At 71.8% G+C, this 25,437-nt stretch carries 15 protein-coding genes and 1 pseudogene; 5 read left to right on the top strand and 11 right to left on the bottom strand.

Annotation, left to right across the window (positions count from 1 at the left end):
- Nucleotides 1-208: 208 nt before the first annotated feature.
- The 5 genes from egtD to C6N31_RS38890 all read right to left on the bottom strand — a co-directional run bounded on the left by egtD (nt 209) and on the right by C6N31_RS38890 (nt 5,981).
- The gene (gene egtD, locus C6N31_RS38910) at nt 209-1,180 is read right to left on the bottom strand and encodes an L-histidine N(alpha)-methyltransferase (protein WP_138353409.1); all 972 of its coding nucleotides are present in this window, start codon (nt 1,178-1,180) and stop codon (nt 209-211) included.
- Nucleotides 1,177-1,929, bottom strand: coding sequence for an ergothioneine biosynthesis protein EgtC (egtC, locus tag C6N31_RS38905; protein WP_138353408.1), 753 nt, complete (start codon nt 1,927-1,929; stop codon nt 1,177-1,179). Before egtC ends, egtD begins: the two co-directional genes overlap by 4 nt.
- Nucleotides 1,929-3,266, bottom strand: coding sequence for an ergothioneine biosynthesis protein EgtB (gene egtB, locus C6N31_RS38900; protein ID WP_244808984.1), 1,338 nt, complete (start codon nt 3,264-3,266; stop codon nt 1,929-1,931). Before egtB ends, egtC begins: the two co-directional genes overlap by 1 nt.
- Nucleotides 3,263-4,597 carry an ergothioneine biosynthesis glutamate--cysteine ligase EgtA gene (gene egtA, locus C6N31_RS38895; protein ID WP_138353486.1) on the bottom strand — a complete coding sequence of 445 codons (1,335 nt, stop codon included), beginning with the start codon at nt 4,595-4,597 and terminating at the stop codon, nt 3,263-3,265. Before egtA ends, egtB begins: the two co-directional genes overlap by 4 nt.
- 157 nt (nt 4,598-4,754) lie before the next feature.
- The gene (locus tag C6N31_RS38890; protein ID WP_138353406.1) at nt 4,755-5,981 is read right to left on the bottom strand and encodes an aminotransferase class I/II-fold pyridoxal phosphate-dependent enzyme; all 1,227 of its coding nucleotides are present in this window, start codon (nt 5,979-5,981) and stop codon (nt 4,755-4,757) included.
- A 113-nt stretch (nt 5,982-6,094) separates the two neighbouring features.
- Between C6N31_RS38890 and abmR the strand changes: the two genes are divergently transcribed.
- Complete coding sequence (gene abmR / locus C6N31_RS38885; RefSeq protein ID WP_138353405.1) at nt 6,095-6,619, top strand: ATP-binding transcription factor AbmR; 525 nt, start codon at nt 6,095-6,097, stop codon at nt 6,617-6,619.
- 210 nt (nt 6,620-6,829) lie between these two features.
- Entirely contained in the window at nt 6,830-9,565 is a 2,736-nt protein-coding gene (locus C6N31_RS38880) for a glycoside hydrolase family 2 protein (RefSeq protein ID WP_198359327.1), read from the top strand.
- A gap of 81 nt (nt 9,566-9,646) precedes the next feature.
- On the opposite strand, the pseudogene C6N31_RS38875 reads toward C6N31_RS38880, so the two are convergent.
- Nucleotides 9,647-11,811 (bottom strand): annotated as a pseudogene (locus C6N31_RS38875) (pectate lyase-like domain-containing protein).
- Nucleotides 11,812-11,902: 91 nt separating this feature from the next.
- A complete protein-coding gene (locus tag C6N31_RS38870; protein ID WP_232486186.1) occupies nt 11,903-13,147 on the bottom strand; it encodes a ricin-type beta-trefoil lectin domain protein in 1,245 nt (414 codons plus the stop codon).
- Between the two features lie 636 nt (nt 13,148-13,783).
- On the opposite strand from C6N31_RS38870, the gene C6N31_RS38865 reads away from it, so the two are divergent.
- Nucleotides 13,784-15,235 carry a dihydrolipoyl dehydrogenase family protein gene (locus C6N31_RS38865; RefSeq protein ID WP_138353403.1) on the top strand — a complete coding sequence of 484 codons (1,452 nt, stop codon included), beginning with the start codon at nt 13,784-13,786 and terminating at the stop codon, nt 15,233-15,235.
- A gap of 97 nt (nt 15,236-15,332) precedes the next feature.
- On the opposite strand, the gene C6N31_RS38860 is transcribed toward C6N31_RS38865, so the two are convergent.
- Nucleotides 15,333-16,493 carry a PP2C family protein-serine/threonine phosphatase gene (locus C6N31_RS38860; protein WP_138353402.1) on the bottom strand — a complete coding sequence of 387 codons (1,161 nt, stop codon included), beginning with the start codon at nt 16,491-16,493 and terminating at the stop codon, nt 15,333-15,335.
- Nucleotides 16,494-16,588: 95 nt separating this feature from the next.
- Here C6N31_RS38860 and C6N31_RS38855 point away from each other — a divergent pair, with 95 nt between their 5' ends.
- Entirely contained in the window at nt 16,589-17,080 is a 492-nt protein-coding gene (locus tag C6N31_RS38855; RefSeq protein WP_138353401.1) for a MarR family winged helix-turn-helix transcriptional regulator, read from the top strand.
- Nucleotides 17,081-17,120: 40 nt separating this feature from the next.
- On the opposite strand, the gene C6N31_RS38850 is transcribed toward C6N31_RS38855, so the two are convergent.
- The gene (locus C6N31_RS38850; RefSeq protein WP_244808986.1) at nt 17,121-19,511 is read right to left on the bottom strand and encodes a SpoIIE family protein phosphatase; all 2,391 of its coding nucleotides are present in this window, start codon (nt 19,509-19,511) and stop codon (nt 17,121-17,123) included.
- A 120-nt stretch (nt 19,512-19,631) separates the two neighbouring features.
- Complete coding sequence (locus tag C6N31_RS38845; RefSeq protein ID WP_232486185.1) at nt 19,632-23,153, bottom strand: HAMP domain-containing hybrid sensor histidine kinase/response regulator; 3,522 nt, start codon at nt 23,151-23,153, stop codon at nt 19,632-19,634.
- Between the two features lie 298 nt (nt 23,154-23,451).
- On the opposite strand from C6N31_RS38845, the gene C6N31_RS38840 reads away from it, so the two are divergent.
- Nucleotides 23,452-24,402 (top strand): anti-sigma factor RsbA family regulatory protein, encoded by a 951-nt coding sequence (locus tag C6N31_RS38840; RefSeq protein ID WP_138353399.1) that lies wholly within the window; start codon nt 23,452-23,454, stop codon nt 24,400-24,402.
- Nucleotides 24,403-24,543: 141 nt separating this feature from the next.
- Here the strand turns inward: C6N31_RS38840 and C6N31_RS38835 are convergent, their stop codons facing one another.
- A complete protein-coding gene (locus C6N31_RS38835; protein ID WP_138353398.1) occupies nt 24,544-25,419 on the bottom strand; it encodes a SigB/SigF/SigG family RNA polymerase sigma factor in 876 nt (291 codons plus the stop codon).
- Nucleotides 25,420-25,437: the final 18 nt, after the last annotated feature.

The following is a 25,437-nucleotide window of genomic DNA, read 5'->3' as shown; positions in this document are numbered from 1 at the left end:
GACAAGAATCCGGTGCGTCCGGGTCAAACGTATCGCGGGCACCCGCGACCCCTCCTGTAGGTGTCGTACATCAGTTCAGCGGTGCCCAGAGTCTCATGGGCCGAGCCCGCCGGAAGTGACACCCCTCGAACACCCCTGACATGAGACCGGCTCCCGCACCGCCGAGGGCGGTGCGGGAGCCGGTCACGGTGTCCGCGGAGAAGCGCCGTTACCGGGCGACGGACAGCGACAGCCCGAACCTGCCGCCCGTGTCCGTCCACCAGTGGCGCAGGTCGAGCCCGGAGGCGTCGAGCTCCTCGCGCAGGCCCTCCTCGCGGAACTTCGCGGAGATCTCGGTGCGCATCTCCTCGCCCGGCTCGAAGGTGACCGCGAGGTCGAGCTCGGGGATCTTCACCGTCAGGTGGGAGCGGGCCCGCAACCGCATCTCGATCCACTCGTGTTGCCGGTCCCACAGAGCGATGTGGTCGAACTCACCCGGGTCGAAGTCGGCGCCGAGTTCGCGGTTGATGACGTGCAGCACGTTCTTGTTGAACTCCGCGGTCACCCCGGCCGCGTCGTCGTAGGCGGCGACGAGGGTGGCCTCGTCCTTCACCAGGTCCGTGCCGATCAGCAGCGCGTCGCCGGGGGCGAGTCCGGCGCGGACCGCGGCCAGGAAGCGGGCGCGTTCGGCGGGCAGCAGATTGCCGAGGGTGCCACCGAGGAAGGCCACCAGCCGCGGCCCCTCGGCCCCGGGCACCCGCAGGTCGCCCAGGAAGTCGCCGATGAGGGCGTCGACACGTAGCCCGGGGTACTCCTTGAGCAGCGCTTCCCCGGCCTGTTGCAGGGCCGCCTCACTGACGTCCACGGGTGTGTACGTCTTCAGCGTCCCGGCGGCGAGCAGCGCGTCGAGGAGCAGCCGGGTCTTGTCGGACGATCCGGAGCCGAGCTCGATGAGGGTGGCCGCTCCCGTGGCGGCGGCTATCTCCTGCGCTCTGGTCTGCAGGATCTCCCGTTCCGCCCGGGTCGGGTAGTACTCCGGGAGCCGGGTGATCTCCTCGAAGAGCTCGCTGCCGCGGGCGTCGTAGAACCACTTGGGCGGCAGCCACTTGGGGTCGGCGGTGAGCCCTTCGCGTACGTCGGCGCGCAGGGCGTCGGCGGTGGCGTCGGCGGGCAGGCGGCGGGTGAGCGTGAAGGTACTCAACGGTTCGGCTCCTTGAGCGTCGTGAGCTGGATCTCGTCGGGGGTGGCGACGAGCAGGGTCCGGTCGGGGACCCTGACCCAGGTGTCCTCGTCGTCGTGGGGTTCCGAGACGACGAGGACCGAACGGCCCGGCTCGTGGCGGTAGTAGAGGGTGTCGCCCCAGGTGGTGGCGGCGATGACGGCACCGTCGGTGAGAAGGAGGTTGAGGCGCCCCCGGTCGTGCGGGGCGAGGTCGGCGATGGTGCCGGCGAGAGCGTCGCCCGGCGGCTCCCCGGCCCGCAGCCGGTGCAGTGCCAGGGCCCAGACGAACGCGGAGTCGCAGCGCGCGTCCAGGGAGAGCAGTTCCGCGGCGGAGAGCCGCGCGGCGGCGGGCTCCAGGGTCGCGGGCCAGCCGGTGAGCGCCCCGTTGTGGCTGAAGAGCCATCGGTCGGCGGCGAACGGCGCCGCGGCGTTCTCTCCCGCCGCACCGCCCTCGGTCGCGGAGCGGACGGCGGCCAGCAGCGCGCCGGTGCTGATGACGCGGGCGAGGTCGGGGAAGGAGGCGTCGGCCCAGATCGGTCCTTCGCGGCGGTAGCGGGCGGGCACCGGATCGCGGTCCGCGTACCAGCCGACGCCGAATCCGTCGGCGTTGACCGTTCCGTGGCGCTGCTCGCGGGGCGCCCAGGACTGCCGGTACAGACTGTGCTCCGGCTCGGTGAGCACGGTGCGCAGCGCGACGGGCGGCCCGAGATAGGCCAGATGCCGGCACATCAGCGGCTGTCCTGGGAGCGGGCGGTGCGGAAGCCGGAGAAGATCTGCCGGCGTACGGGGTGGTCCCAGTTGCGGAAGGTGCCGCGGCAGGCGACCTGGTCGACGGCGAACGCTCCGCCACGCAGCACCTTGTAGTCGCCGCCGTAGAAGACCTCGCTGTACTCCGGGTAGGGCCACGCGGCGAATCCGGGATAGGCCAGGAAGTCGCTGCCGGTCCACTCCCAGACGTCGCCGATGAGCTGGCGCACTCCGAGCGGGGAGGCTCCGGCGGGGTAGCTGCCGGCGGGGGCGGGCCGCAGGTGCCGCTGGCCGAGGTTGGCGTGTTCCGGTGCCGGGTCCTCGTCCCCCCACGGGTAGCGCCGGGAGCGGCCGGTGGCCGGGTCGTGGCGGGCGGCCTTCTCCCACTCGGCCTCGGTGGGCAGCCGGCGGCCGGCCCAGCGGGCGTAGGCGTCGGCCTCGTACCAGGACACGTGCAGGACGGGCTCGTCCGCGGGCACCGGTTCGGTGACGCCGAAGTGCCGGCGCAGCCACTGGCCGCCTTCCCGGCTCCAGTACAGCGGGGCGAACAGCCCGGCCCGCTGCCGGTGCTCCCAGCCGGGACCGGTCCACCAGCGCGGGTCGTCGTAGCCGCCGTCCGCGATGAACTCCAGGTAGGCGCCGTTGGTGACCGGCGTGGTGTCGATGTGGAAGGCGTCGACCTGGACGCTGTGGGCGGGGCGTTCGTTGTCCAGCGCCCAGGGTTCCGCGGAGGTGCCCATGGTGAACGGTCCGCCGGGCACCAGGACCTCGCGCGGCAGCGTCGCGGCGTCGGCGGGCGCGGCGGGCGGCGACGGGGCGCTGAGGACGGCGGGGCCGGTGCGCAGCTGATGGGTGATCAGCATGGTCTCGTCGTGCTGCTGCTCGTGCTGGGCGACCATGCCGAAGGCGAATCCCGCGACGAGGAGGCCGCTGCCGTGCAGCGGGGTCTTCTCGATGAGGTCCATGACCCGGCCGCGGACCTCGTGGTTGTACCCGCGGGCCTCACCGGGCGGCAGCAGGGGCAGCCGGGGCCGTTCCGCGCGGGGGTGCTCGAACGCGTCGTAGAGCGAGTTGATCTCACTGGGGAAGATCGGCTCGTGGCCGCCGACGGTGCGCAGCAGCCACAGCTCCTCCTGGTTGCCGATGTGTGCGAGGTCCCAGACCAGGGGTGACATCAGCGGTGAGTGCTGGGCGGTGAGGTCCGGGTCGTCGACGCATTCGGTCAGGGTCCGGGTGCGGGCGCGCGCGGTCGTCAGGGCCGCCGCGATGCGGGCGCGCAGCGCGTCCTCGTCCGGTCCGGGGGCGGTGCTGTCGTTCACGCGCGGTCCTCCTTGGTCGGCGTGCCGGTCCGGGCCGGCGGGCGGCCGGACGCGGAGCGGACCTGGTCGATCAGGTCGTCGGCGGGACATCGGCCGCGCGCGATGTAGCGCTCGGCGAATTCGGTGACGGTGGCCTGGACGTGCGCGGGTGCGCCGATCCGTGGCAGCGCGTCGAGGGCGGCCCGGAAGCAGGCGTCGGCAGCCCTGCGCAGGGCCGGGTCGGTCAGGCCGCGGCGGGCCGCGCGGACCCACAACGGGTTGCGCGGGGCGGGCGGGCCGCCCACGCCCAGCGGCAGCAGGGCCTGCAGCGCCGCCTGGTGGGCGACGGGGTCGTCGAACAGGGCGGTGACCACGGCCAGTGGCACGATCCAGCCGTCCTCGCCGGACTGCGCGTCGATCATGCGCAGTTCCAGGTGGCCCTGCGGGCGGACGGGCGGGAACAGGGTGGTCAGGTGGTAGCGCAGATCGTCGAGGGTGGGTGCGGAGCCGGCCGGGCCGCCGTTCCCGATCCAGTCACGGAAGGTGAGTTCGGTGGGTGCGGTCCAGGGCAGGCCGTCCTCCTGCCGGATGCACATCACCGGCGCGTCGAGGGCGTACCGGGCCCAGGCGGCGCGGGGTTCACGGTCCAGCGGCGGGGCGAGGGTGCGGGCGGTGTCCATCAGCGACCACACGGCCTGCCGGGTGGACCGCCAGCCGCTGGGGAGGCCCTGCCGCAGCGGTGAGTTGGCGAACGCGGCGACCAGGACGGGGCCGAGCAGATGGGCCAGCCGCCAGCGGGAACGGATGCCGTGCGGGCCGGGGCTGTCGGTGCCCGCGTCCACGCAGACCTGCACGGAGGCGGTGCTGCACATCATGGAACGGCCGGCGGTGCCCGCCCGGTCGAAGTACTCCTCCATCGCGACATAGCGCGGGAGGTCCAGGATGCGGCGCGGTGTGCGGTAGGGATCGTGGCCGTGGCCTGCGGCGACGAGGCCCCGCGCCTTGAGATGGCCGCGGACGGCGGCCAGGTCGGCCGAGGTCTCCTCGACGCACTGCGCGAGGGAGTCGGCGGGGCGGGAGCTGAGTTCTATCTGGCCGCCCGGCTCACGGGTGAGCCCGGCGTTCAGCGGAAGCTGTTCCAGGCCGCTGACGGCGTCTGCCAGCCGGCCGGGGTCGATGTGCAGGGCCGGGTCGTGCGCGTCATGCAGAAACCACTCGAGCTCGGTACCGATCCTGGTCGGTGGGCCGGTCTTGAAACAGATGCCGTGGATGAACAGCTCGGCCTCTGCCTCGGTGACCGGTCCGGCGGAACCGGGCTGCCGCCGGGCCGGTCGCCTGGCGGTGCCTGCCATGTCATGGCGCATGGTGATGTCTCCCATCGGGCCGTTGTAACGGCCGCTAACCAATGTGCCTCACTACGGCCGATCGCGCTCACTTTTTCTTATGGTTTGTTCGAATATGTTCACTTTTTGGCCGGTGTTCTCTTGCGTCACATGCCCCCCGCATGCGTCACCGGTCCCCCGACCGCATTCCCGGCCGCTTTTCGGCGAAACGGGCGATCCGGTCGGCCGCCTCGGCGAGCGCCGGCTCCGGCAGCGCGAAGTTCAGGCGTGCGTAGCCCTCCCCCGCCGCCCCGAACGTGGCGCCGTCCGTCAACTCCACCCCGCACGCGGCCAGCAGCACCTCGCGGATCCCGGCATGCGGCGCGACACCCTGCGGCAGGGCGCCGCCGAAAGCCGCTCCGCGCAGCCACAGCAGGAAGGACGCCTCCGGCACGCATGCGACCGCTCCGGGAACCGCGTCCGCCAACCGGGTGACGATCAGGTCCCGCCGGTCCGTCAGCCCGGCAGTGAGTGAACGCAGCCACGGCTCGCCGTGTTCCAGCGCGACCTCCTGGGCGAGCGCCCCGAGCAGTCGGCCGCCCTCGAAGAAGCCCCATCCCTCCAGCGTGGCGACGACGCGTCGCCGCAGGTCGGCGTCGGGCACGAGGAGGAACGCGTCCGCCAGGCCGCTGACGTTGAACGCCTTGCCCACCGAGTGGACGACGACGGTGTGCCGCGCGAACTCCCCGGCGGCGTGGACGGCGGTGATGTGCCGGTGCCCGGGATGCACGATCTCGCAGTGCACCTCGTCGCTGATCAGCAGCCCACCGCAGTCGGCCGCCGCCGCGGCGAGCGCATGCAGTTCCGCGGCGTCCCAGACCCGGCCGGTGGGATTGTGCGGGCTGCTCAGCGCCACCACGGCGCCCGGTTCCCGGCGGCACGCGTCGGCGAACCCGTCCACGGCCAGCCGGTATCCGCCGCCCGTCCGGTCGAACGGGATCTCCCGTACGGACCGGCCCGCGGCACCGGCGACGGCCGAGAAGCCGCCGTACTCGGGCGTCGGCGTCAGCACCGGGCCGCGCGGCGCCGGGCCGGCCGCGGCCGCGTCGAGCAGCACGCGTACCGCGGTGCGGGGACCGAACGGCAGCAGCACCACCCAGTCGGGGTCGATCGCGGCCGCGTGGCGGCGGGCGTACCAGCGTGCGACCAGCTCCCGGGCGGCGGGATCGGCCCGGGTGTACCCCAGCGCGCGATGGTCCAGCCGGTCCCGGAGCGCCGTGTAGAGGGCCGGAAATCCCGGCAGGTCCATATCGGCCACGCCCAGCGGGATCCGCCCGGCGTCCTGCTCCACGCCCGCGGTCAGCCACTTCACGCTCCGGGTGCCCGTCCGGTCCAGCCCGCGTCCGCCGTCCATCGGTCTCCCTGTCGTCGCCGCCGACCAGCCCGTCCGTCCCTGCCTACCCGTCCAGTCGAAGTAAACAGCGAAAATCGCTTGCCCCTCCGATCCGGAGGAGTAATTTTGATTACATGATTACAGCGAAGGATCGTGAAGCGGTACGCGGCTGGTTCGCCGGGCGCCTGCCGGAAGGACTGTTCACCGAGCTCCTGGACGTCACCGTCGACCGGGAGGAGATCACCGTCGTCGGCCGGATCCCCGAGCCCGAACTGGCCGCCGGCGTCTCACAGGCGGAGCGGGACGCGGCCCAGGAGGGACGCATCGCGGAGTTCCGCGGGCGCACCCGCGGCGCCCGCATGGAGGTGGCCCGGGAGGCCGAGGAGAAGTACGGGCGCAAGGTGTCGTGGGGTGTGCAGTGCGCGGACACCCGCAGCTGGTACACCACGGTCGCCGCGCCGGTCATGACGCGGCTGCGCCAGCCCGAGCGCCAGGTGCTCGACACGCTGATCGCCGGGGGCGTGGCCCGCAGCCGCAGCGACGCGCTGGCCTGGTGCGTACGGCTGGTCCAGCGCAACGCCGACGAGTGGCTCGGCGACCTGCGCGGCTCCCTGGAGCACGTCGAGCAGGTGCGCGCACAGGGGCCCGACACCGACTGACACCCGTCCGCCGCGGACCGACACCCCTTCGTGCCGGCGCCGTCCCGCCACCGCGGGACCGCGTCGGCACGCGCATGTCTCCCAGGCGCCGTTGACACGGCCTGCCCGGCTCCTTAAATTCAGGGGAACCGCATTGGTAAAGTTCCTTAACTTAAAACTCGGCACCCCTGCCCAGGCGCGAACCCCCCACGAGCCACTGGGAGATCCAGCGTGTTCCTCCGTCCGGCACCACACCATCGACGGCAGGCCACCGCGGCGGCACTCGCCGTCCTCGGTCTCGCCCTCGCCCTCGTCCTCCCCGCCAACGCAGCTCCCCCGTCCCCCGCCGCCGCCCGCCCGGCGGCACCGGTCACCGCGACCGCGTCGGGGCCGGGCTCGGCGACCGCCCTCACCGGCTACGCCATCCAGTCGTCCGCCAAGGTCGCCGACTCCCCCACCGCGGTCTCCACGCCCGGCTACCCGGCCGCCGGCTGGTTCCCGGCCGGTCCGCGCTCCACCGTGCTCGCGGCACTGCTCGCCACCGGCCGCTACGCGGACCCGTTCTACTCGCAGAACCTCAAGAAGATCCCCACCGCGGACTTCGCCGTCCCGTGGTGGTACCGCTCCGACTTCACCGTCAGCGACACGTCCGCGCGCACCTATCTCGACTTCAGCGGCGTCGTCTCCGCCGCCGACGTGTACGTCAACGGCGTCCGGATCGCCACCAAGGACGCGGTGTCGGGCGCCTACACCCGGCATGAGCTGGATGTCACCGCGCAGGTCACGGCGGGTACCAACACCGTCGCCTTCCTCGTCCAGCCGAACGATCCGCGGAAGAACCTGACCATGGGGTGGATCGACTGGCTCCAGCCGCCGCCCGACGAGAACATGGGCCTGGTCCGGGACGTCCTGGTGCGCCGCGGCGGACCGGTGGCGCTGCGGGACGCGCATGTGGTCACCGCGCTGGCGCTGCCGTCCCTCGGCTCGGCCGACCTGACCGTGAAGGCACAGGTCCGCAACGACTCGGCGGACCCGGTCACCACGACCGTGTCCGGCACGATCGGCGCCATCACCTTCAGCCAGAACGTCAGCCTCGCGGCACACCAGACGAAAGCCGTCGCCTTCGCGCCGTCCGGCTACCCCCAACTGCGGCTGAACCAGCCGGCGGTGTGGTGGCCGGCCGGCCTGGGCGCCCAGGCGATGTACGACCTGCAGCTGACCGCCACCGTCTCGGGCACCGCCTCGGACAGCGCCCAGGAGCGCTTCGGCATCCGGGACGTCAAGGCACCGGTGGACGGCAACGGCGCGCGCCAGTACTCCGTCAACGGCCGCAAGCTGCTCATCAAGGGCGGCGGCTGGTCACCCGACGTGTTCCTGCGCTGGGACCGCACGTACACCGAGGACCGGCTGCGGTACGCGCTGGATCTGGGCCTCAACACCATCCGGCTCGAAGGCCATATCGAACCGGACGAGTTCTTAGACCTCGCCGACCGGTACGGCATCCTGACGATGCCCGGCTGGGAGTGCTGCGACAAGTGGGAGGGCAACGTCAACGGCGGCGAGCCCGGCGACAAGTGGACCGCGGCCGACTACCCCGTCGCCAAGGCGTCCATGGCCGGTGAGGCCGCCCGGCTGCGCGACCACCCCAGCGTCATCTCGTTCCTCATCGGCAGCGACTTCGCCCCGGACGCCACCATCGAGAAGGGGTACGTCGACGCTCTGAAGGCCGCCGACTGGCCGACACCCGTGGTCGCGGCCGCCTCCGCCAACTCCGCGCCGCTGTCGGGTCCGTCCGGCATGAAGATGAGCGGGCCCTACGACTGGGTGCCGCCCAACTACTGGTACGCCAAACGTGAGGGCGGCGCCACCGGCTTCAACTCCGAGACCAGCGCCGGTCCCGACATCCCCACCATGGACACACTGCGCCGCACGCTGTCCCCCGCCGAACTCGAAACCCTCTGGAAGGACCCCACCGCCCCGCAGTACCACCGCTCGCCCTCGTCGACCTTCAAGGACCTCAAGCTCTTCGGCAACGCGCTGACCGGCCGCTACGGCAAGCCGACGGGCCTGGACGACTACGTCCGCAAGGCGCAGCTGGCCCAGTACGAGGCCGTGCGCGCCCAGTTCGAGTCCTACGGCCGCAACGCCTCCGACAGCTCCCAGCCGGCCACCGGAGTCATCTACTGGATGTTCAACAGCGGCTGGACCTCACTGCACTGGCAGCTCGTCGACCGCTATCTCGACCAGGGCGGCGCCTACTTCGGCGCCAAGAAGGCCAACGAACCGCTGCACGTCCAGTACTCGTACGACTCCCGCTCGGTGGTCCTGGTCAACAACCGGCACGCGCCCGCGTCCGGACTGACCGCCCGGGTAAGCCTGTACAACACCGACGGGACCATGAAGTACGACAGGACCAGTACCGGACTGACCGTCGGCGGCGACGGCGCCAAGACCACCGCACTCACCGTGCCGGCCACGGTCAGCGGGCTGTCCACCACCTATCTGGCCAAGCTGGTGCTGACGGACTCCTCGGGCGCCGAGGTCAGCCGCAACGTGTACTGGCTCTCCACCCGGCAGGACGTCCTGGACTGGAACAACACCGACTGGTACTACACCCCCACGACCGCCTACGCCGACCTCAAGGGACTCAGCTCCCTGGCCCCGGCCACCGTCACCGCGACGGCACGGACCACCGCAGGAAGCGACGGTACGTCCACGACCGCGGTCACCCTCAGCAACACGGGCACGGGCAAGGCGCCCGCGCTGCTGACCGACGTCCATCTGGTGGACGGCGCCGGCGCCCCGGTGCTGCCGGTGACCTGGTCCGACAACGAGGTGAGTCTCTGGCCCGGCGAGTCGGTGACGCTCACCGCCTCGTACCGGACCGCGGACCTGCACGGCTCGGCGCCCCGCGTGCGGGTCTCGGGCTGGAACACCGCCACCGCCACCGTCCCCGCGAACCGGTAGTCCCCGCGAACCGGTAGCCGCCGCTACGCACGGATGCCGGCCCGGCCGCTGGTCACAGCGGCCGGGCGCGGCATCGTGGGCTTACGGGTAGCTGACGAGGTCGGCGACGTTGCTGCCGAGTTGGACGGGCCGCCGGTGGAGTTGATGACGTGGTTGATGGTTCCGGTGCCGCCCAGGGAGACGGTCACCATGTTGTGGAACTTCACACCCGAGGTGTTCGGTACTTCGAAGGAGTGTTCCTCGACGACCGCGGGATTGCTGCTGAAATAGCAGTAGCTGCCGAATCCCCATGCCTCATGGCTGGTGACCGAGTCCCCGACCTTGTAGGCGGCGTAGCCTCTGGTGCCGCCGTTCATCCAGGCCGCCTGGTTGGGCGGATCGTAGGGAAGCTCGTTCTGGTAGAAGTACGTGCGGCCGCCGTTGCCGTTCCAGATGGTCTGGTACTGCTGGTAGTGCTCGACGAACAGCCCGTACATCGTGACGTTGTTGCCGTTCACCACCAGGCCGGTGGCCGCGGTGTTGGACGTCCATCCGACGCCGCTGCCGTGGTCGGCCCGCCACAGCCACATGTGGTCGCCGATGACGTTGGAGCTGTTGACCACCAGGCTCTGGGTGGCCTTCCCGACGCCCGCGCCGCCGATGCGGAAGAACACGTCGTGCAGGGAGGTCGGGTCGGCCGAGTGGCTCTGGCTCGAGCCGGCCGGGCCGACCTGCATGAGCGTCGCGGAGTTCACCGAACCGGCGTCGATCAGCAGTCCGGCCATCTTCACTCCGTCGACGTCCGCGACCGACATCGCGGTCACGCCGTTGTCCGGGACGAGCGTGGCGAGGCCCAGGCCGAGGACGACGGTGTCAGGACGGGTCACCCTGATCGTGTCGTTGAGGTGGTAGACGCCCGGGGTGAAGAGCAGGTCCTTGCCCTGTGCGAGGGCCCCGTTGATGTCGGCCGAGGTCGCGCCCTGCTTGACGATGAAGAACTGGCTGATGGGCAGCGAGGAGCCGGCGGCCGTGCCGTTGGCCCACGTGGTGCCCTGCGAGTTCGACCGCAGCGCGGGGACGAACACCTGGTAGGCGCCCGACGCGTCGATGTAGAGGAACGGCTTCTCCCGCGTGACCGGGGTCTGGTTCACGGTGGTGTAGGGCGGGTTGGGGAAGGTGTTGGCGGGCGCGTTGGTGTCGCCCACGAAGACCATGTTCCAGTTGGATCCGGTCCAGCTGCCCCACTGGCTGTTCCGTGACAGCCACTGCTGCTGCGAACCGGAGCGCACCTGGCCGTCGACCTTGGAGTCGGCCATGAAGCCGCCGCTGGACCAGCCGCCGTCGTCCAGTGCGAGATTGCCGCGCACATGCATACGCCGGTACGGCGCGGCCTGCGAGACGGCCCACCGGTCGGTGCCCGAGGTGGGGTTGACGGAGAGGTTCTCGGCGGAGCGCCAGAAGTTCTGGGTGGCGTTGCCCTGGAACCAGTCGGCTTCCGCGTGCACACCGCCGTTGATGGTGACCGCGTCGGGCGACAGGCCGAGACCGGCAACCTGCGTGTAGAAGCCGACGTTGACGTCGGCGTTGTAGGTGCCCGGCTTGAACAGCAGCGCGAAGCGGTTGGCGCCGAACTGGTTGGTCTCCTGCTGGCTGAAGACGGTGTTCAGCCGGCTCTGGATCGTCGACGCGGACATCGACGGGTCGAAGACGGAGACGTTCGGGCCCAGGTCGGGGGTGCCGGGCGGGTTGTCCGGCGGGGTGCCGGTCACCGGGGTCACCTGGAAGGACTGGGCCGTGGTGCCGTTGCAGGCCCACTGCTGCAGCTGGACGCTGTTGGCGGTCGAGGCGCTCGGCACATCCAGGCACTTGCCGCTGTTGCGGCTGACGAAGTGGTACGAGCCGCCGGTCTCCTCGACCGGCAGCCACTGCTGGTTGTTGCCGCCGCCGTAGGTCCACAGGTGGATCAGGCCGCCGTCGGCGGTGGAGACATCGGCGACGTCCCACACCTGGGCGGCGTTGCCCTGGCTGTTGACCCGGACGTAGCCGTCACTGGTGGCCTGGAACTGCCACTGCTGCGCGGCGGTGCCGTTGCAGGTGTACTGCTGCACGGCGGTGCCGTTGGCCGTCGAGGCGGCGCGGGCGTCCGCGCACAGGCCGCTGTTCTTGTTGGCGACGATGACCGGCCCGGTGGGCAGGGCCGCCGCCGACGCCTTGCCGGCCGGCGCCAGGAGCGTCCAACAGGTCAGGGCGAGGACGACGAACGCCAGCGCCAGGGGTGCCGCTCTTCGGGCGGTGAGCGGATGGTTCGAGTGTCGTGCGGTCACGGAGTACTCCTGTCGTTGTGGGGTGCGGCGGTCATCAGCTGGGGAGCACCCACTGCTGATTGGCCGACCCCGCGCAGTCCCACAGCTGGAGGCGCGTGCCGTTGGCCGAGCTCTGCCCGGTGGCGTCGAGGCAGCGGCCCGAGGCGGGGTTCACCAGCGTGTTGCCGGAGCGGGTCCACTTCTGGGCACCGCCGCCGGAGCAGTCCCACAGCTGGATCTTCGTGCCGTTGGCGGTGCCCTGGCCGGTGGCGTCCATGCACTTGCCCAGCGCCTTCAGGGAGCCGTCAGCTGAGACGGTCCAGTTCTGGGCGCCGGTGCCGTTGCAGTCGTAGAGCTGTACGGCGGTGCCGTTGGCCGAACTCGCGGCCGCCACGTCGACGCACTTGCCGGCGATGCCGGTGATCCGCCCGGTGGGCTCGGTCCCGCCGCCACCGTTGTTGCCGGTGATCGCGTTGAAGGTGCGGGCGAACTGGTACGGGCTCTGCGAGGTGCCGCTGCAGCTGTCGGACAGGGTGCCGTTGCTGGCACAGGCCTTGTCACGGCCCAGTGCCCAGAAGGACAGCTCCTGGATGCCGTGGCTTGCGGCGAAGGTCTCCAGCGAGGTGGCGTTGGCGGTGGTGAAGACCTCGTTGGTCGAGTCGTTCACCCCGATCATGGGGGTGTTGCCCTCCATGGCCCACAGCTGGTCGGAGGTCTTGGTGTTCCAGATCTGGCCGAGTTGGCCGTGCAGGGCGGTGGCGGCGTTGATGGCGGCCTGGCCCATGTCCATCGAGGGCCCGTAGTCCATCGTCATGATGTTGACGACGCTGACGTTGAGGCCGCGGCTCTTCGCGTTGTTCAGCAGGCTGATGGAGTTCGACTCCAGCCCGGTCGGGTTGACCGGGAGTGTGTAGTCGACGGCGAGGGTGCGGCCGGCCGCCGCGTACTGCTGCTGCAGCGCGGCGAGCGCCTGGTTGCGGCGGTCGTTGGCGGCGGTGTCGTTGAGCGCCCCGCCTTCGATGTCCAGGTCGATCCGGGTCAGGTTGAGGGTGTCGACGACGCGCTTGTACTGCGCCTGCAGCGTGGAGACCGACGTACACGCCTGGCCGAGTTCGGTTCCGGCGGCGCCGCCGAAGGAGGCGATGACATCGCCGCCGGAGGCGCGCAGGCTGTTGATCGCGTTGGTCCAACCGGCGTCACCGATATCGGTGTTGCCGTTGAACGTCGCGTTGCACCCGCCGCCGATGACGAAGGCGAGCGTGAAGTACTTGAGACCGGTGGCGGCCTGCGCACTGGCCATCGCCGAGGGCGAGTTCCAGGTCTCGACGTAAGGAGCCGCGTAGTGCGCGGGGAATCCGGGTCCGGGGTTGGCGGCGGCGTTCGCGGCCGGGCTGCTGCCGAGCAGCAGCCCCCCCGGACATGATCGGGATCGCTGCGGCGACCAGGGTTTTCTTCAGGCGTGACCAGGGCATGGCTGTCCTTCGGAACGTGCGCCGGGAAGCGCGTGGGGGTGCCCGCCGCCCCAGGGGTGGCGGAGTCCTGACCGGTGGTGCGCAGGCCGCGGCACGCCCCGGTGTGGTGCGGCTCCGGGCGTGTCGTGGCCGGTGGTGCGACCGGTGCACGGCCGGTGCGCGGCCGTGCATCAGCTGTGGTGGGACGAGCCGCCGGTGATCTGGTGGGGGGGGTCGGCGGCGGCCGCCGGAGAAGGCCGCGTAAGGAAGTTGCGGAAGCGCGGCTTCTTTTATCACCACTTAGTTCAAGTGGTGATTGAACTCGCGTGATCATGGTCGCGTCAAGGGTCTGGACCAATCAAATGGAACTCTCCCCACCACGGCCTTTCCGCTGCCGCCGCGCCCGCGCGACAGGTGGTGGCCGTACCCGGGCCGTTGGGTGAAGATGACTTCTGGACGCCCACCCCCTGCAGACAGGCCCTCTCATGAGCCCTTCCCCTCAGTCATCCGGGACCACGAGGTACGACGTCATCGTGATCGGCGCGGGCCCGGTGGGCGAGAACCTCGCGGACCGCACCCGCGCCGCGGGCCTCACCACCGTCGTCGTGGAGAGCGAACTCATCGGCGGCGAATGCTCCTACTGGGCCTGCATGCCCAGCAAGGCGCTGCTGCGCCCGGTGGCCGCGCTGGCGGGCGCCCGCGGCGTCGCCGGTTCCCGCGAAGCGGTGAGCGGCGGTCTCGACGCCGCCGCGGTGCTGGCCCGGCGCGACAGTTTCGCCTCACACTGGAAGGACGACGGACAGGCCGCCTGGCTGAAATCCGTCGATGTCGACCTGGTACGCGGCGAAGGGCGGCTCGACGGGCCGCGCCAGGTCGTCGTCCGCGCACCCGACGGAACGGAGCGGACGCTGACCGCCCGGCACGCGGTCGCGGTCTGCACCGGCAGCCGCGCCGTCCTGCCGGAGCTGCCCGGCCTCGACGCGGCACACCCGTGGACGAGCCGGGAGGCCACGTCCTCGCCGGCCGTGCCCGGCCGGCTGGTCGTGGTGGGCGGCGGCGTGGTCGGCGTCGAGATGGCAACGGCCTGGCGGGCGCTGGGCTCCGAGGTCACCCTGCTGGTGCGCGGCGCCCAACTGCTGCCCAGGATGGAACCGTTCGCAGGCGAGTCCGTCGCGACATCACTCACCGAGGCGGGAGCCGTCGTCCGCACCGGAGTCGACGTGGCGGCCGTCCGCCGGGAGTCGCCGTCCGCACCGGTGACGGTGATCCTGGAGGGCGGGGAGGAGATCGAGGCGGACGAGGTCCTCTTCGCCACCGGCCGCGCCCCGCGGACGGACGGACTCGGCCTGGAGACCGTCGGGCTCACCGATGGATCATGGCTGGAAGTCGACGACTCCTGCCGGGTCACCGCCGTCGACGGCGGCTGGCTGTACGCGGTCGGCGACGTCAACCACCGCGCGCTGCTGACCCACCAGGGCAAGTACCAGGCGCGGATCGCGGGCGCCGCCATCGGCGACCTGGCGGCCGGCCGGCCGCTGGACACCTCACCGTGGGGCCCGCACACGGCGACCGCCGATGTCGCGGCGGTGCCGCAAGTGGTGTTCACCGAACCCGAGATCGCCTCCGTCGGCCTGACCTCCCAGGAGGCCGAACGCGCCGGGCGCCGGATCCGCGTCATCGACCACGACCTCGGCCAGGTCGCCGGCGCGTCCCTCTACGCGGACGGCTACCGCGGCCAGGCCCGCATCGTCATCGACCTGGACCGCGGCCACCTCATCGGCGCCACCTTCACCGGCCCCGGCGTCAGCGAACTGCTGCAGTCCGCCACCATGGCCGTCGCGGGCGAGATCCCCATGGACCGCCTCTGGCACGCCGTCCCCGCCTACCCGACGATCAGCGAGGTCTGGCTGCGCCTGCTGGAGGCCTACCGGCAGTAGCCCGCTCAGCGGGCGGCCCTGGCCGCGCGTGCCTGACCGCCCGAGGAGGCGTTCGGAGCGGGTTCCGGCGCGGGCGCGGCCCTGACGGCCCGGGCCGTCAGGCGGGCGCGCCGAACCAGTCCAGGCAGACGACCAATGCGTCGTCGTCGCCCTGGGACGAGCCGCGGTGTGTGGTGAGTTCCCTCAGTACGGCCCGCGGCACATCGGCCGCGGGCAGGAGCCGTGTGGCCAGCAGCGCGCGGGCCAGTGCCCGGTCGCCGTACGCCTCACCGCCGGCATTGGTGACGGCGTGCACCCCGTCGCTGACGAACAGCAGCCGGTCGCCGGGCAGCGCCTGGATCGACTCGGGTTCGTAGTGGGTGCCGTCGAACATGCCCAGCGGGAGCTGGGCGTCGAACGTCAGGGGCCGTACCGTTCCGTCCCGCAGCACGAACGCCCTCGGTGATCCCGCGTCGATGATCTCCACCAGACCGGTGGCCAGCTCGAACCGCAGCAGCAGGCACGCCAGGTGCCAGGTGCCGCGGTGCTGGCCGTACACCGCCTGGTCGGCGAGCGCGGCCTGGTCGGCCAGCGGGAGTCCGGCGCGCCGGGCGTTGCGCAGCGCGCCCACACCCAGGCTGGTGAGCAGCGCGGCGTTGATGCCGTCGCCCATCCCGTTGGTGATCGACAGGGTGAGCGCGTCGGGCGAGGCGGACCAGTCGAAGTTGTCCCCGAAGGTGTCGTACGCCGGCTCCAGCTGCGCTCCGAGGGCGAACTCGGGACGGGTGCAGGAGCGGGCGGGCAGCAGCTGCCACTGCATCTCGGCGGCGAGGGTGAGCCGGTCCAGCCGGCGCGCCTGGACGTAGAGGTCGGTGTCGCGCTCGGCGACCACCACCTCGCGGGCGAGCAGCCCGGCGATCTCCAGCAGTTCCGCGGTGGCGGCCGGGTCCGGCGGCTGCGCGAACATGACACTCAGCACGCCGAGCCGGTCACCGCGCGCGGTGACCGGCAGGTGCAGGACACTGCGGCCGTCCCGCCGCTCGGCGTACGGTTCCTGCGAGCCGAAGGCCCGGCCCGCGCCCGATCCGTCCACCGGCAGCGGCGGTACGCCGTGCGGCGGGACCGTCATCGCCTGCAGGTGGCCCAGGCCGTAGTCGGCCATCAACAGCTCCGCGTCCAGGGCGTCGTGGCAGCGGGCCAGGACCGGCCGCAGGGCGTCGAGCAGGGCGGGAGGTGTCGCGTCGCGCAGGGCGCGCTCGGAGTCCTGGAGTGCGTTCACTGGTGGCCGGCCACGCCTTCGGTCGTTGGGGCGGTACTCACCGGCGGGAGCCGGAAAGCTGACAGTTGGGGTCGGACAGTGCGAAGGTGAAGGCTATGCACTCCTCCCGATCCGCAACCCACCTCGAGGAGGCGGCAGGCGCCGCCTCGGAGATCACTGAGCTTCTCGAGGTGTTGTGGGGCCGTGGACGTGACGATTCCGCGGCTCCGGTGTCCGCCTCGCAGCTGCGTGTGCTGTTCATACTCGCGGACAACGAGGGCATCAATCTCCGCACCCTGTCCGAGGCGCTGGGCTCGGCCCCGCCGTCCGTCAGCAGACTCTGCGACCGGCTGCAGGCCGTCGGATACCTGGAGCGCGATCCCAATCCGGCGAGCCGGCGCGAGGTCCGGCTGCGGCTCAGCGGACGCGGCGTGAAGTTCCTCGACGAGTTGCGGGCCCGCCGCCGCGAGCAGCTGTCGCAGGTGCTGGCCACGATGGAGCCGGCCGCGCGGACGGACCTGCTGAGCGGGTTGCGCGCGTTCCGGGACGCCGCCGCTTCCGAGGCGTCCCCGCTCCCGGCGCACACGGTCGCCGCGCACATCGCGTAAGCGCCGTCCACGGCGCGTGGGCTGTTCACCGCAGTGACGTTCACCGCAGCCGGAATCCGATGATGCAGGTGTCGTCGTCGGTGTCGGAGTTGCTGTGGGTGAGCAGCCGGTCGAGGTCCTCCTCCAGGTCGCCGGTGGGCGGCCCGGCATCGCGCAGCAGCTGCTCCAGGGACTGGTTGACGGTACGGTCCCGGCGTTCCAACAACCCGTCGGTGTAGAGCAGCAGGGTGTCACCCGGCTCCAGGACGACCGTCTCCTCCGCGTAGCTCGCCTCGGCGACGGCGCCGAGCAGGATGCCGGCGGGCAGCGGCAGCACCGTGGACCGCGCGCCGCGGACCAGGACCGGCGGCGGGTGCCCGGCCCGGGCCCAGCGGACGACCCGGGTCGACGGGTCGTAGAGCCCGCAGACCACGGTGGCGGTGACGTGTTCGGTGAGCCGGTGGGCGACGGTGTTGAGCCAGCCCAGCATCCGGCCGGGTCCCGCACCGGTCGCGGCCAGACCGCGCAGGGCGTTGCGCAGCACGACCATGCCGGTGGCGGCGTCGATGCCGTGCCCCGCGATGTCACCGACCACCAGCAGCACCTGCTTGCTGGGCAGCACGACGGCGTCGTACCAGTCACCGCCGACCAGGTGGCCCTTCTCCGCGGGCCGGTAACGGACGGCGACCTGCAGCCCGGACGCGTCGATGGGCGCGGGGGCCGCCGGCATGATGGCGCGCTGGAGCTGCAGGGCGAGCAGATCGCGTTCGCCGGCCCGCTGCTCGGAGTCGGCGAGCTGGTTGCGGGTGGCCGCCAGGGCGACCTCCGTCCAGTGCTGCGCGGAGACGTCCTGGTAGGCGCCGTGCACGGTCATCGGGCCGCCTTCCGGGCCGGCCGCCGGTTCCGCGACCACCCGGATGTACCGGACGACTCCGTCGGGGCGCAGCAGCCGGAAGGCCGTCGACGCGGAACCGCGCTGGTGCAGCACCTCCCGCAGAAACCTTCCGATGATGTCGGCGTCGTCGGGGTGGGCGTGGTGGCGCAGCCGTTCCAGCGGGATCGGCGCGGAGTCCGGCGGCAGCCCGTAGATGTCGAACAGCTGGCTGTTCCAGATGACCTCGCCGGTGGCCGGGGTCTCCTCGAAACCGCCGATCCGGCCGAGGCGCTGGGTGTGCTCGACCAGTGCCGCCAGCCGGGTCGCCTCGTTGTGGGTGCGCCAGCTCACCAGCAGGGCGTCACCGTACCGTCCGATGCCCAGCGCGGCGGTCGGGTGCGGCGCCGTGCTCTCGGCGGCGGCCGGCAGCACCGTCCGCTTGGTGCGGAACGGCTCGCCGGTGCTGTGGACGCGCAGCGCCCGCTCGTACAGGCCGCCGTCCGCGGCCGCGAGCGGGTAGGCCTCCAGCAGTGGTCGTCCGGTGATGTCGGCCCGCGGGCGGCCGGCGAAGTCCGTGAAGTGCTCGTTGGTGTACGTGATCCGGAAGTCGCAGACCTGACCCTGGTCGTCCAGCAGCGGTTGGAGGACCAGCGCCGGGTCCAGGAGACCTTCGGCGAGGCCGCCGAGCCGGGCGGCGCTGTCGGCCCGGACCGGTTCGCCGCCGGGTGCGGCGGTGCCGGTCCCCTCCAGCGTGTGGGCGCACAGTCCGGCAAGGGCGGTGAGCTGGCGGTGGACGGCGCGCGGCAGCGGTGTGCCGGGCTCCGGCCAGCACACCTCCAGGACGCCGACCGTGCGGCCGGCCCGCTGCGCGGGGATCAGCGCCCGGGCGCCGGCACCGCTGCCGGACAGGCCGATGGACGCGGCCGACGCCGGCGGGGCGCCGTGCCACAGCGTCCGCCCCGACAGCAGCGCCTGCTGGGCGAGCGTCCCGACGCGCGGCGGCACGTAGCGCCAGCGGACGGCCTCCGCCGCGGGGAATCCCGCGCTGCCGGCGAGGGTGAGCGAACCGTCCTGGTCGGCCTGCCACACCGCGGCGGCGGTGGCGCCCAGCGGCTCCAGCGCGTGGACGAGAAGTGACTGCGCGACCGTCTGCGCGTCGGTGCCGCTGAGCGCTCCGGCCTCCGCGATCCGCAGCCGGACGGAAACGGGAGGCGCCGCCCGGTCGGCGCCGTCGTCCGGTGCCGGGACGGCCCGCGACAACGGGTCGTGCGCCGCTTCGTTGACGATGTCGGCGGCCAGCTCGGCGGTCGGCAGCCCGGCGCGGGCGGCGAGTTCCTCCAGGTGCCTGGCGGCCTCGGCGGGTCCGTCCACGCCGCGTTCGACCAGGATGCCCTTCGCCACGTCGAGCAGCCCCTGCGTGGCGGCCGCGCTCTCCTGCGCGTCGAGCCTGCGGCGCAGCCGTTCCACGACCGCCGCCAGCCGTTCCACACCGGACCCGCCCGTGCCGGTCCCCGCGAGCGGTCCGGGGGGCACCGGCCGCTCGGTGTCCGGCGCGGATTCGGGGGTGGGGTCGTTCACGGGCGCGGGTCCTTCGGGTCGGGAGAGCGGTTCCGGCCGGGCGTCCGCCGCCGGATGCGGTGTCGACGGCCCAGGTGGTGCGGGTGAGGTGGGTGGCGTGGGTGGCGGGTGCCGGCTGCGCTACCGCAGCCAGCGCCGTATACAGGCCACCAGGGCTGCGGAGTCCACCGGTTTGGTGACGTAGTCGTTGGCGCCGGAGGCCAGGCTCTTCTCCCGGTCCCCGTGCATGGCCTTGGCGGTCACCGCGATGATCGGCAGATCGGCGTAGTGGGGCATCGCGCGGATCGCGGCGGTGGCCGCGTACCCGTCCATCTCCGGCATCATCACATCCATCAGGATCAGGTCGATGCCGGGGTTCAGGTCCAGGGCGTCGATGCCCTTGCGACCGTCCTCCGCGTGCAGGACCCGGACCCCGTGGAGTTCGAGCATGCTGGTGAGCGCGAAGACATTGCGGGTGTCGTCGTCGATGACCAGGATCGTCCGGCCGTCGAGTCCGACGGCGGCGGCGCCGCGGGCGGTCTCCCGCGGCCGGTAGGACTTCAGGTGGCGGGCGATGCGCTCCCGCAGTTCGTCCAGTCCTGAGAGCACTTCCAGCGGACGGGTGCGGGCCCGCTCGGCGATCTGCCGTTCCCGCTCGGGGTCGAGCCGCCGGGTGGGGTGGACGAGGACCGGTACCTCGCGCAGCGCCGGTTCGCTCATGATCGCGTCGAGCGAGCGCAGACCGGCCTCGCCGTTCGCGTCGAGTCCGAGCACCACGCAGTCGTACGGCTCGGTGGCGAGCGCCTCCACGGCCTCCGCCGCCCCCGCGGCGCTGCGCAGCCGGACCCGGCCGCGCGGATCGGCCGGACCGCGGCCGTGGTCGAGTTCCGCGACGACGCTCTCGGCGACGAGCGAGAGCAGTCCGCGGGGCTGGTCCTCGATGACGAGCAGCCGGCGCCGCTCGGTCTCCCGCTCCCCCTCGCGGTCATGGCCGCGGTTGCGGTTCTGGTCCCGTTCCCGGTCCGGTTCCGGGGACGACAGGACGAGCGGTTCGGCTGTCGCGTCGCCGGTCGCCGCCGCGTGCAGCGCGGCGAAGTCGGGCTGGGCGACGGGCAGATGGAAGGTGAAGACGCTGCCCTCGCCGGGGACGCTGGCCGCCTGGATGGAACCACCGAGCAACTGGGCGATCTCCCGGCTGATGGACAGGCCCAGGCCGGTGCCGCCGTAGCGGCGGCTGGTGGTGCCGTCGGCCTGCTGGAACGCCCCGAAGATCGCTTCGAGCTGTTGTTCCGCGATCCCGATCCCGGTGTCGCGGACCTCCAGGGCCAGCATGGGCCCCTGGGAGAGCGCCGCCGCCGGGAGGTCGCCGGGCGGGGCCACGAAGACGCGCAGCGCGACCTCGCCCGCTTCGGTGAACTTCACGGCATTGGACATCAGATTGCCCAGCACCTGCCGCAGCCGGGCGTCGTCGGTGAGGACCTCCATCGGCGTACCGGACGCCACCTCGACCCGGAACTCCAGGCCCTTCTGCGAGGTCAGCGGACGGAAGGTGGACTCCACGTAGTCCACGAGCTGGCGCAGCGGCACCCATTCGGGGGCGACGTCCATCCGGCCCGCCTCGACCTTGGACAGGTCGAGGATGTCGTTGATCAGCTGGAGGAGGTCGGATCCGGCGGAGTGGATGACGCCGGCGTACTCGACCTGCTTGGGCGTGAGGTTGTGGTGCGGGTTCTGGGCGAGCAACTGGGCCAGCACCAGCAGGCTGTTGAGCGGGGTGCGCAGCTCGTGGCTCATGTTGGCGAGGAACTCGGACTTGTACTTGGAGGCGAGCGCGAGCTGCTGGGCGCGCTCCTCCAGCTCCTGGCGGGCCTGCTCGATCTCCAGGTTCTTGGTCTCGATGTCGCGGTTCTGGGTCGCCAGCAGCGCCGCCTTCTCCTCCAGTTCGGCATTGGAGCTCTGCAGCTCCTCCTGCCTGACCTGCAGTTCGCTGGAACGGGCCTGCAACTCGGCGGCGAGCCGCTGCGACTCGCCGAGCAGCTCGTCGGTGCGGGCGTTGGCCACGATGGTGTTGACGTTGGCGCCGATGGTCTCCATCAGCTGGTCCAGGAAGTCCCGGTGGATCTGGGTGAAGCGGTGCACCGAGGCGAGCTCGATGACGCCCAGCACCTGGCCCTCGACGACGATCGGCAGCACGATCAGGCTGGCGGGCGGCGTGTGGCCGAGCCCGGAGGAGATCACATAGCCGGCCGGGATGTCGTCGACGGCGATGGTGCGGCGGCTGCGGGCCGCCTGTCCGACGAGGGACTGGCCGAGCTTGAACCTGCTGGGCCGGTCCTGCGATCCGGTACCGGACGGATAGCCGTAGGAGCAGATCAGCTGCAGCTCGGTGCCCTCGGGGGCGTCCTCGGCGAGGTAGAACGCGCCGTACTGCGCGGCGACGAGCGGCGTCAGCTCGTCCATGATCAGTTCGGCGACGACGCCCAGGTCCCGGCGGCCCTGCATGAGGCCGGAGATCCGCGCGAGGTTCGACTTGAGCCAGTCCTGCTCCTGGTTGGCCCGGGTCGTCTCGCGCAGCGACTCCACCATCGAGTTGATGTTGTCCTTGAGGTCGGCGACCTCGCCGGAGGCGTCCACCGAGATCGACCGGGTCAGGTCGCCCTCCGCGACGGCACCGGTGACCTCGGCGATGGCGCGGACCTGCCGCGTGAGGTTCCCGGCCAGCTCGTTGACGTTCTCCGTGAGCCGCTTCCAGGTGCCCGAGACGCCCTCGACCTCGGCCTGGCCGCCGAGCCGGCCCTCGCTGCCCACCTCGCGGGCGACGCGGGTGACCTCGGCCGCGAACGACGACAGCTGGTCGACCATCGTGTTGATCGTGGTCTTGAGCTCGAGGATCTCACCGCGCGCGTCCACGTCGATCTTGCGGGTGAGGTCGCCCCGGGCGACGGCCGTGGTCACCTGCGCGATGTTGCGGACCTGGCTCGTGAGGTTGTTCGCCATGGAGTTGACGTTGTCGGTCAGGTCCTTCCAGGTGCCGGCCACGTTCGGCACCCTGGCCTGTCCGCCGAGCATGCCCTCGGTGCCGACCTCGCGGGCGACCCGGGTCACCTCGTCGGCGAAGGCGGACAGCGTGCCGACCATGGTGTTGATCGCCTCGGCGAGCGCGGCGACCTCTCCCTTGGCCTCGACACTGATCTTCTGCGACAGATCGCCCTTGGCGACGGCCGTCGAGACCTGGGCGATCGAGCGGACCTGGGTGGTGAGATTGCCCGCCATGACGTTGACGGAGTCGGTGAGGTCCTTCCAGGTGCCGGACACGCCCGGTACGACCGCCTGGCCGCCGAGCCGGCCGTCGCTGCCGACCTCGCGGGCCACCCGGGTCACTTCGGAGGTGAAGAGCGACAGCTGGTCGACCATCCCGTTGAAGACGGTGGCGATCTCGCCGAGCAGCGCCGTGTCACCGGGCAGCCGGGTACCGAAGTCGCCGTCACGGACGGCGGTGAGGCCGGCGAGCAGCCGCCGGAGCTCCGCCTCGCCGACCGGTCCGCCGCGGTCGGCGGAGTCCGCCGTGTGGTCCGGGGCCCGGTCGTCCGTGCGGTTCTGCGCACCGCCTGACCGGCCGCGCGGTGGTTTCACCCGTGCGTCCGCATCCACCATGTCGCCCATGTCAGTCCCCATCCCGCCATCACGTCGTCACCGCATGTCGAGCGGGTGCCCGAGGCTCTTCCATCTTCATTGCCACATGACAAATGTTGCCTTGCACTTCGCAGGCTAGCCCAGCATCCCGCCTTCCCGCGCCACACGCCAGAACTTCTTCCACGGCCGCCGCGCGAGGCAGGGGTCGCAGGGGTGCGATCCTTTGGTACGGGGCGGGCAGACTCCCCATCGAGCACAATGCATCCTTGAGGGCGGAAGCCGCGGTGTGGTCGCGGACGGGGCCGCTGTCGATGGAGGGGTAGTGGAGATGAGCGCGATACCGCAGGACACGACCCGCCGCGGCGAGTTCGCGCATCCGGCGCTCCTCTACCGCGGCAGCGACGCCTACCTTGCCGGAACCGTGCCCTTCATCACCGAGGGACTCGACCGGGGCGAGCCGGTCGCCGTCGCCGTTCCCGGCCCGAATCTGGCCCTGCTCGAGAAGGCGCTCGACGACCGCGCCGGCGAGGTGAGCCTGCTCGACATGACACGGGCCGGCCGGAATCCGGGCCGGATCATCCCCGGCGTGCTGCGGGCCTTCGCCGACGCCCACCCCGGCCGCCGGGTGCGGATCATCGGCGAGCCGATCTGGCAGGGGCGCTCAGCCACCGAGTACCCGGCCTGCGTCCAGCACGAGGCACTGATCAACCTCGCCTTCGCCGACCGCGACGTCACGATCCTGTGCCCCTACGACGTCGACGGGCTCAGCCCGGACGTCCTGGCCGACGCCGCGGCCACCCACCCGGTCCTCATCGACGACGCGGGCAGCGTCCGCAGCCCGGACTACGCCCCCACCTACATCGTCGCGAAGTGGAACCTGCCGCTGCCCGAGGCCCCGGACGGCGCGCTGACGCTGGCCTTCGACAACGCGACCCTGACCGAGCCCCGGCTCGCCGCGTCCCGGTACGCCGTCGGCGCCGGCCTGGACCTGGGCCGGATCCCGGACGTGGAGCTGGCCGTCAACGAACTGGCCACCAACACCATCCTGCACGGCGGCGGCTCCGGCACTCTGCGGCTGTGGACCGAGGACGGCCACCTCGTCTGCGAGCTGCGCGACCGCGGACACCTCACCGATCCGCTCGTCGGCCGAATCCCGGTCGTGCGCGCCACCCCCGGCGGCCGCGGGATGCTGCTCGTCAACCACCTCGCCGACCTGCTGCGGATGCACACGACGGCGGCCGGCACGACGCTGCGCGTGTACTTCGCCCTCACCGCGTAGGGCCGCCGGTCCGCTCAGCAGGCCGTGCAGGGCCGTCGGTGCCGTCAGCAGGACTGCCGCGGCCGGCTCAGCACGCCGGTGGGGCCGCTCGCGCACTGTCCGCGAGCGGCCCCACCGCCGGTCCTCACACCTTCTGCCGGATCACTCCTGGATCAGCAGCTGACCGCGCAGCCGCGTCAGGGTCCGGGTGAGCAGCCGCGAGACGTGCATCTGCGAGATCCCCAGCTCCGCGCCGATCTCCGCCTGGGTCATCTCGGCGCCGAACCGCATGTTCAGGATGCGGCGGTCGCGGGGGGCGAGCTCGGCCAGCAGCGGTTTGAGGGACTGGAGGTTCTCCACGAACTCCAGCGCGGGGTCGAGGTCGCCGAGCCGGTCGGCCAGCACGCCTTCGCCGCTGCCCTCCTCCTCGCCCGCGGGGATGTCGATGGACCCGGCCACGTAGCCGTTGCTGGCCAGCTGGCCCTCGGTGACCTCCGCGGGAGTCAGGTCGAGCAGCGCCGCCAGCTCGTCGGTGGTGGGCGCGCGGTCCAGCCGGCCGGCCAGCTCCTCGGTGGCCTTGGCCAGCTCCAGGCGCAGTTCCTGCAGCCGCCGCGGTACGTGCACGGCCCAGCTGGTGTCCCGGAAGAAGCGCTTGATCTCGCCGGTGATGTACGGAATGGCGAACGTGGTGAACTCGACCTCGCGCGACAGGTCGAACCGGTCGATCGCCTTGATCAGGCCGATCGTCCCGACCTGCACGATGTCCTCGCGCGGCTCGGACCGGTTGCGGAACCGCCCGGCGGCGAAGTTCACCAGCGATATGTTCAGCTCGATGAGGGTGCTACGGGCGTACTGGTATTCGTGGGTGCCCTCATCGAGCTCCCGCAGCCGGTCGAAGAACAGCTTCGACAGCTGCCGCGCGTCCTTGGGTGCGAGCTTTCCCGGGCACTCCACCCGCGGCAGTTCCACCCGGTCCACGTCCGCCTCCGGCAACCGCACAGCGGTCGGGGAGGTCCTCGTCACTACCGAGCCCGCCATGTCGTCCTCCTCAGGAAG

It is taken from the genome of Streptomyces fildesensis, from assembly GCF_016107395.1.
Taxonomy (GTDB): domain Bacteria; phylum Actinomycetota; class Actinomycetes; order Streptomycetales; family Streptomycetaceae; genus Actinacidiphila; species Actinacidiphila fildesensis.
Note: the sequence above shows the minus strand (reverse complement) of the source record. Positions and strands in the feature narration are given on the sequence as shown.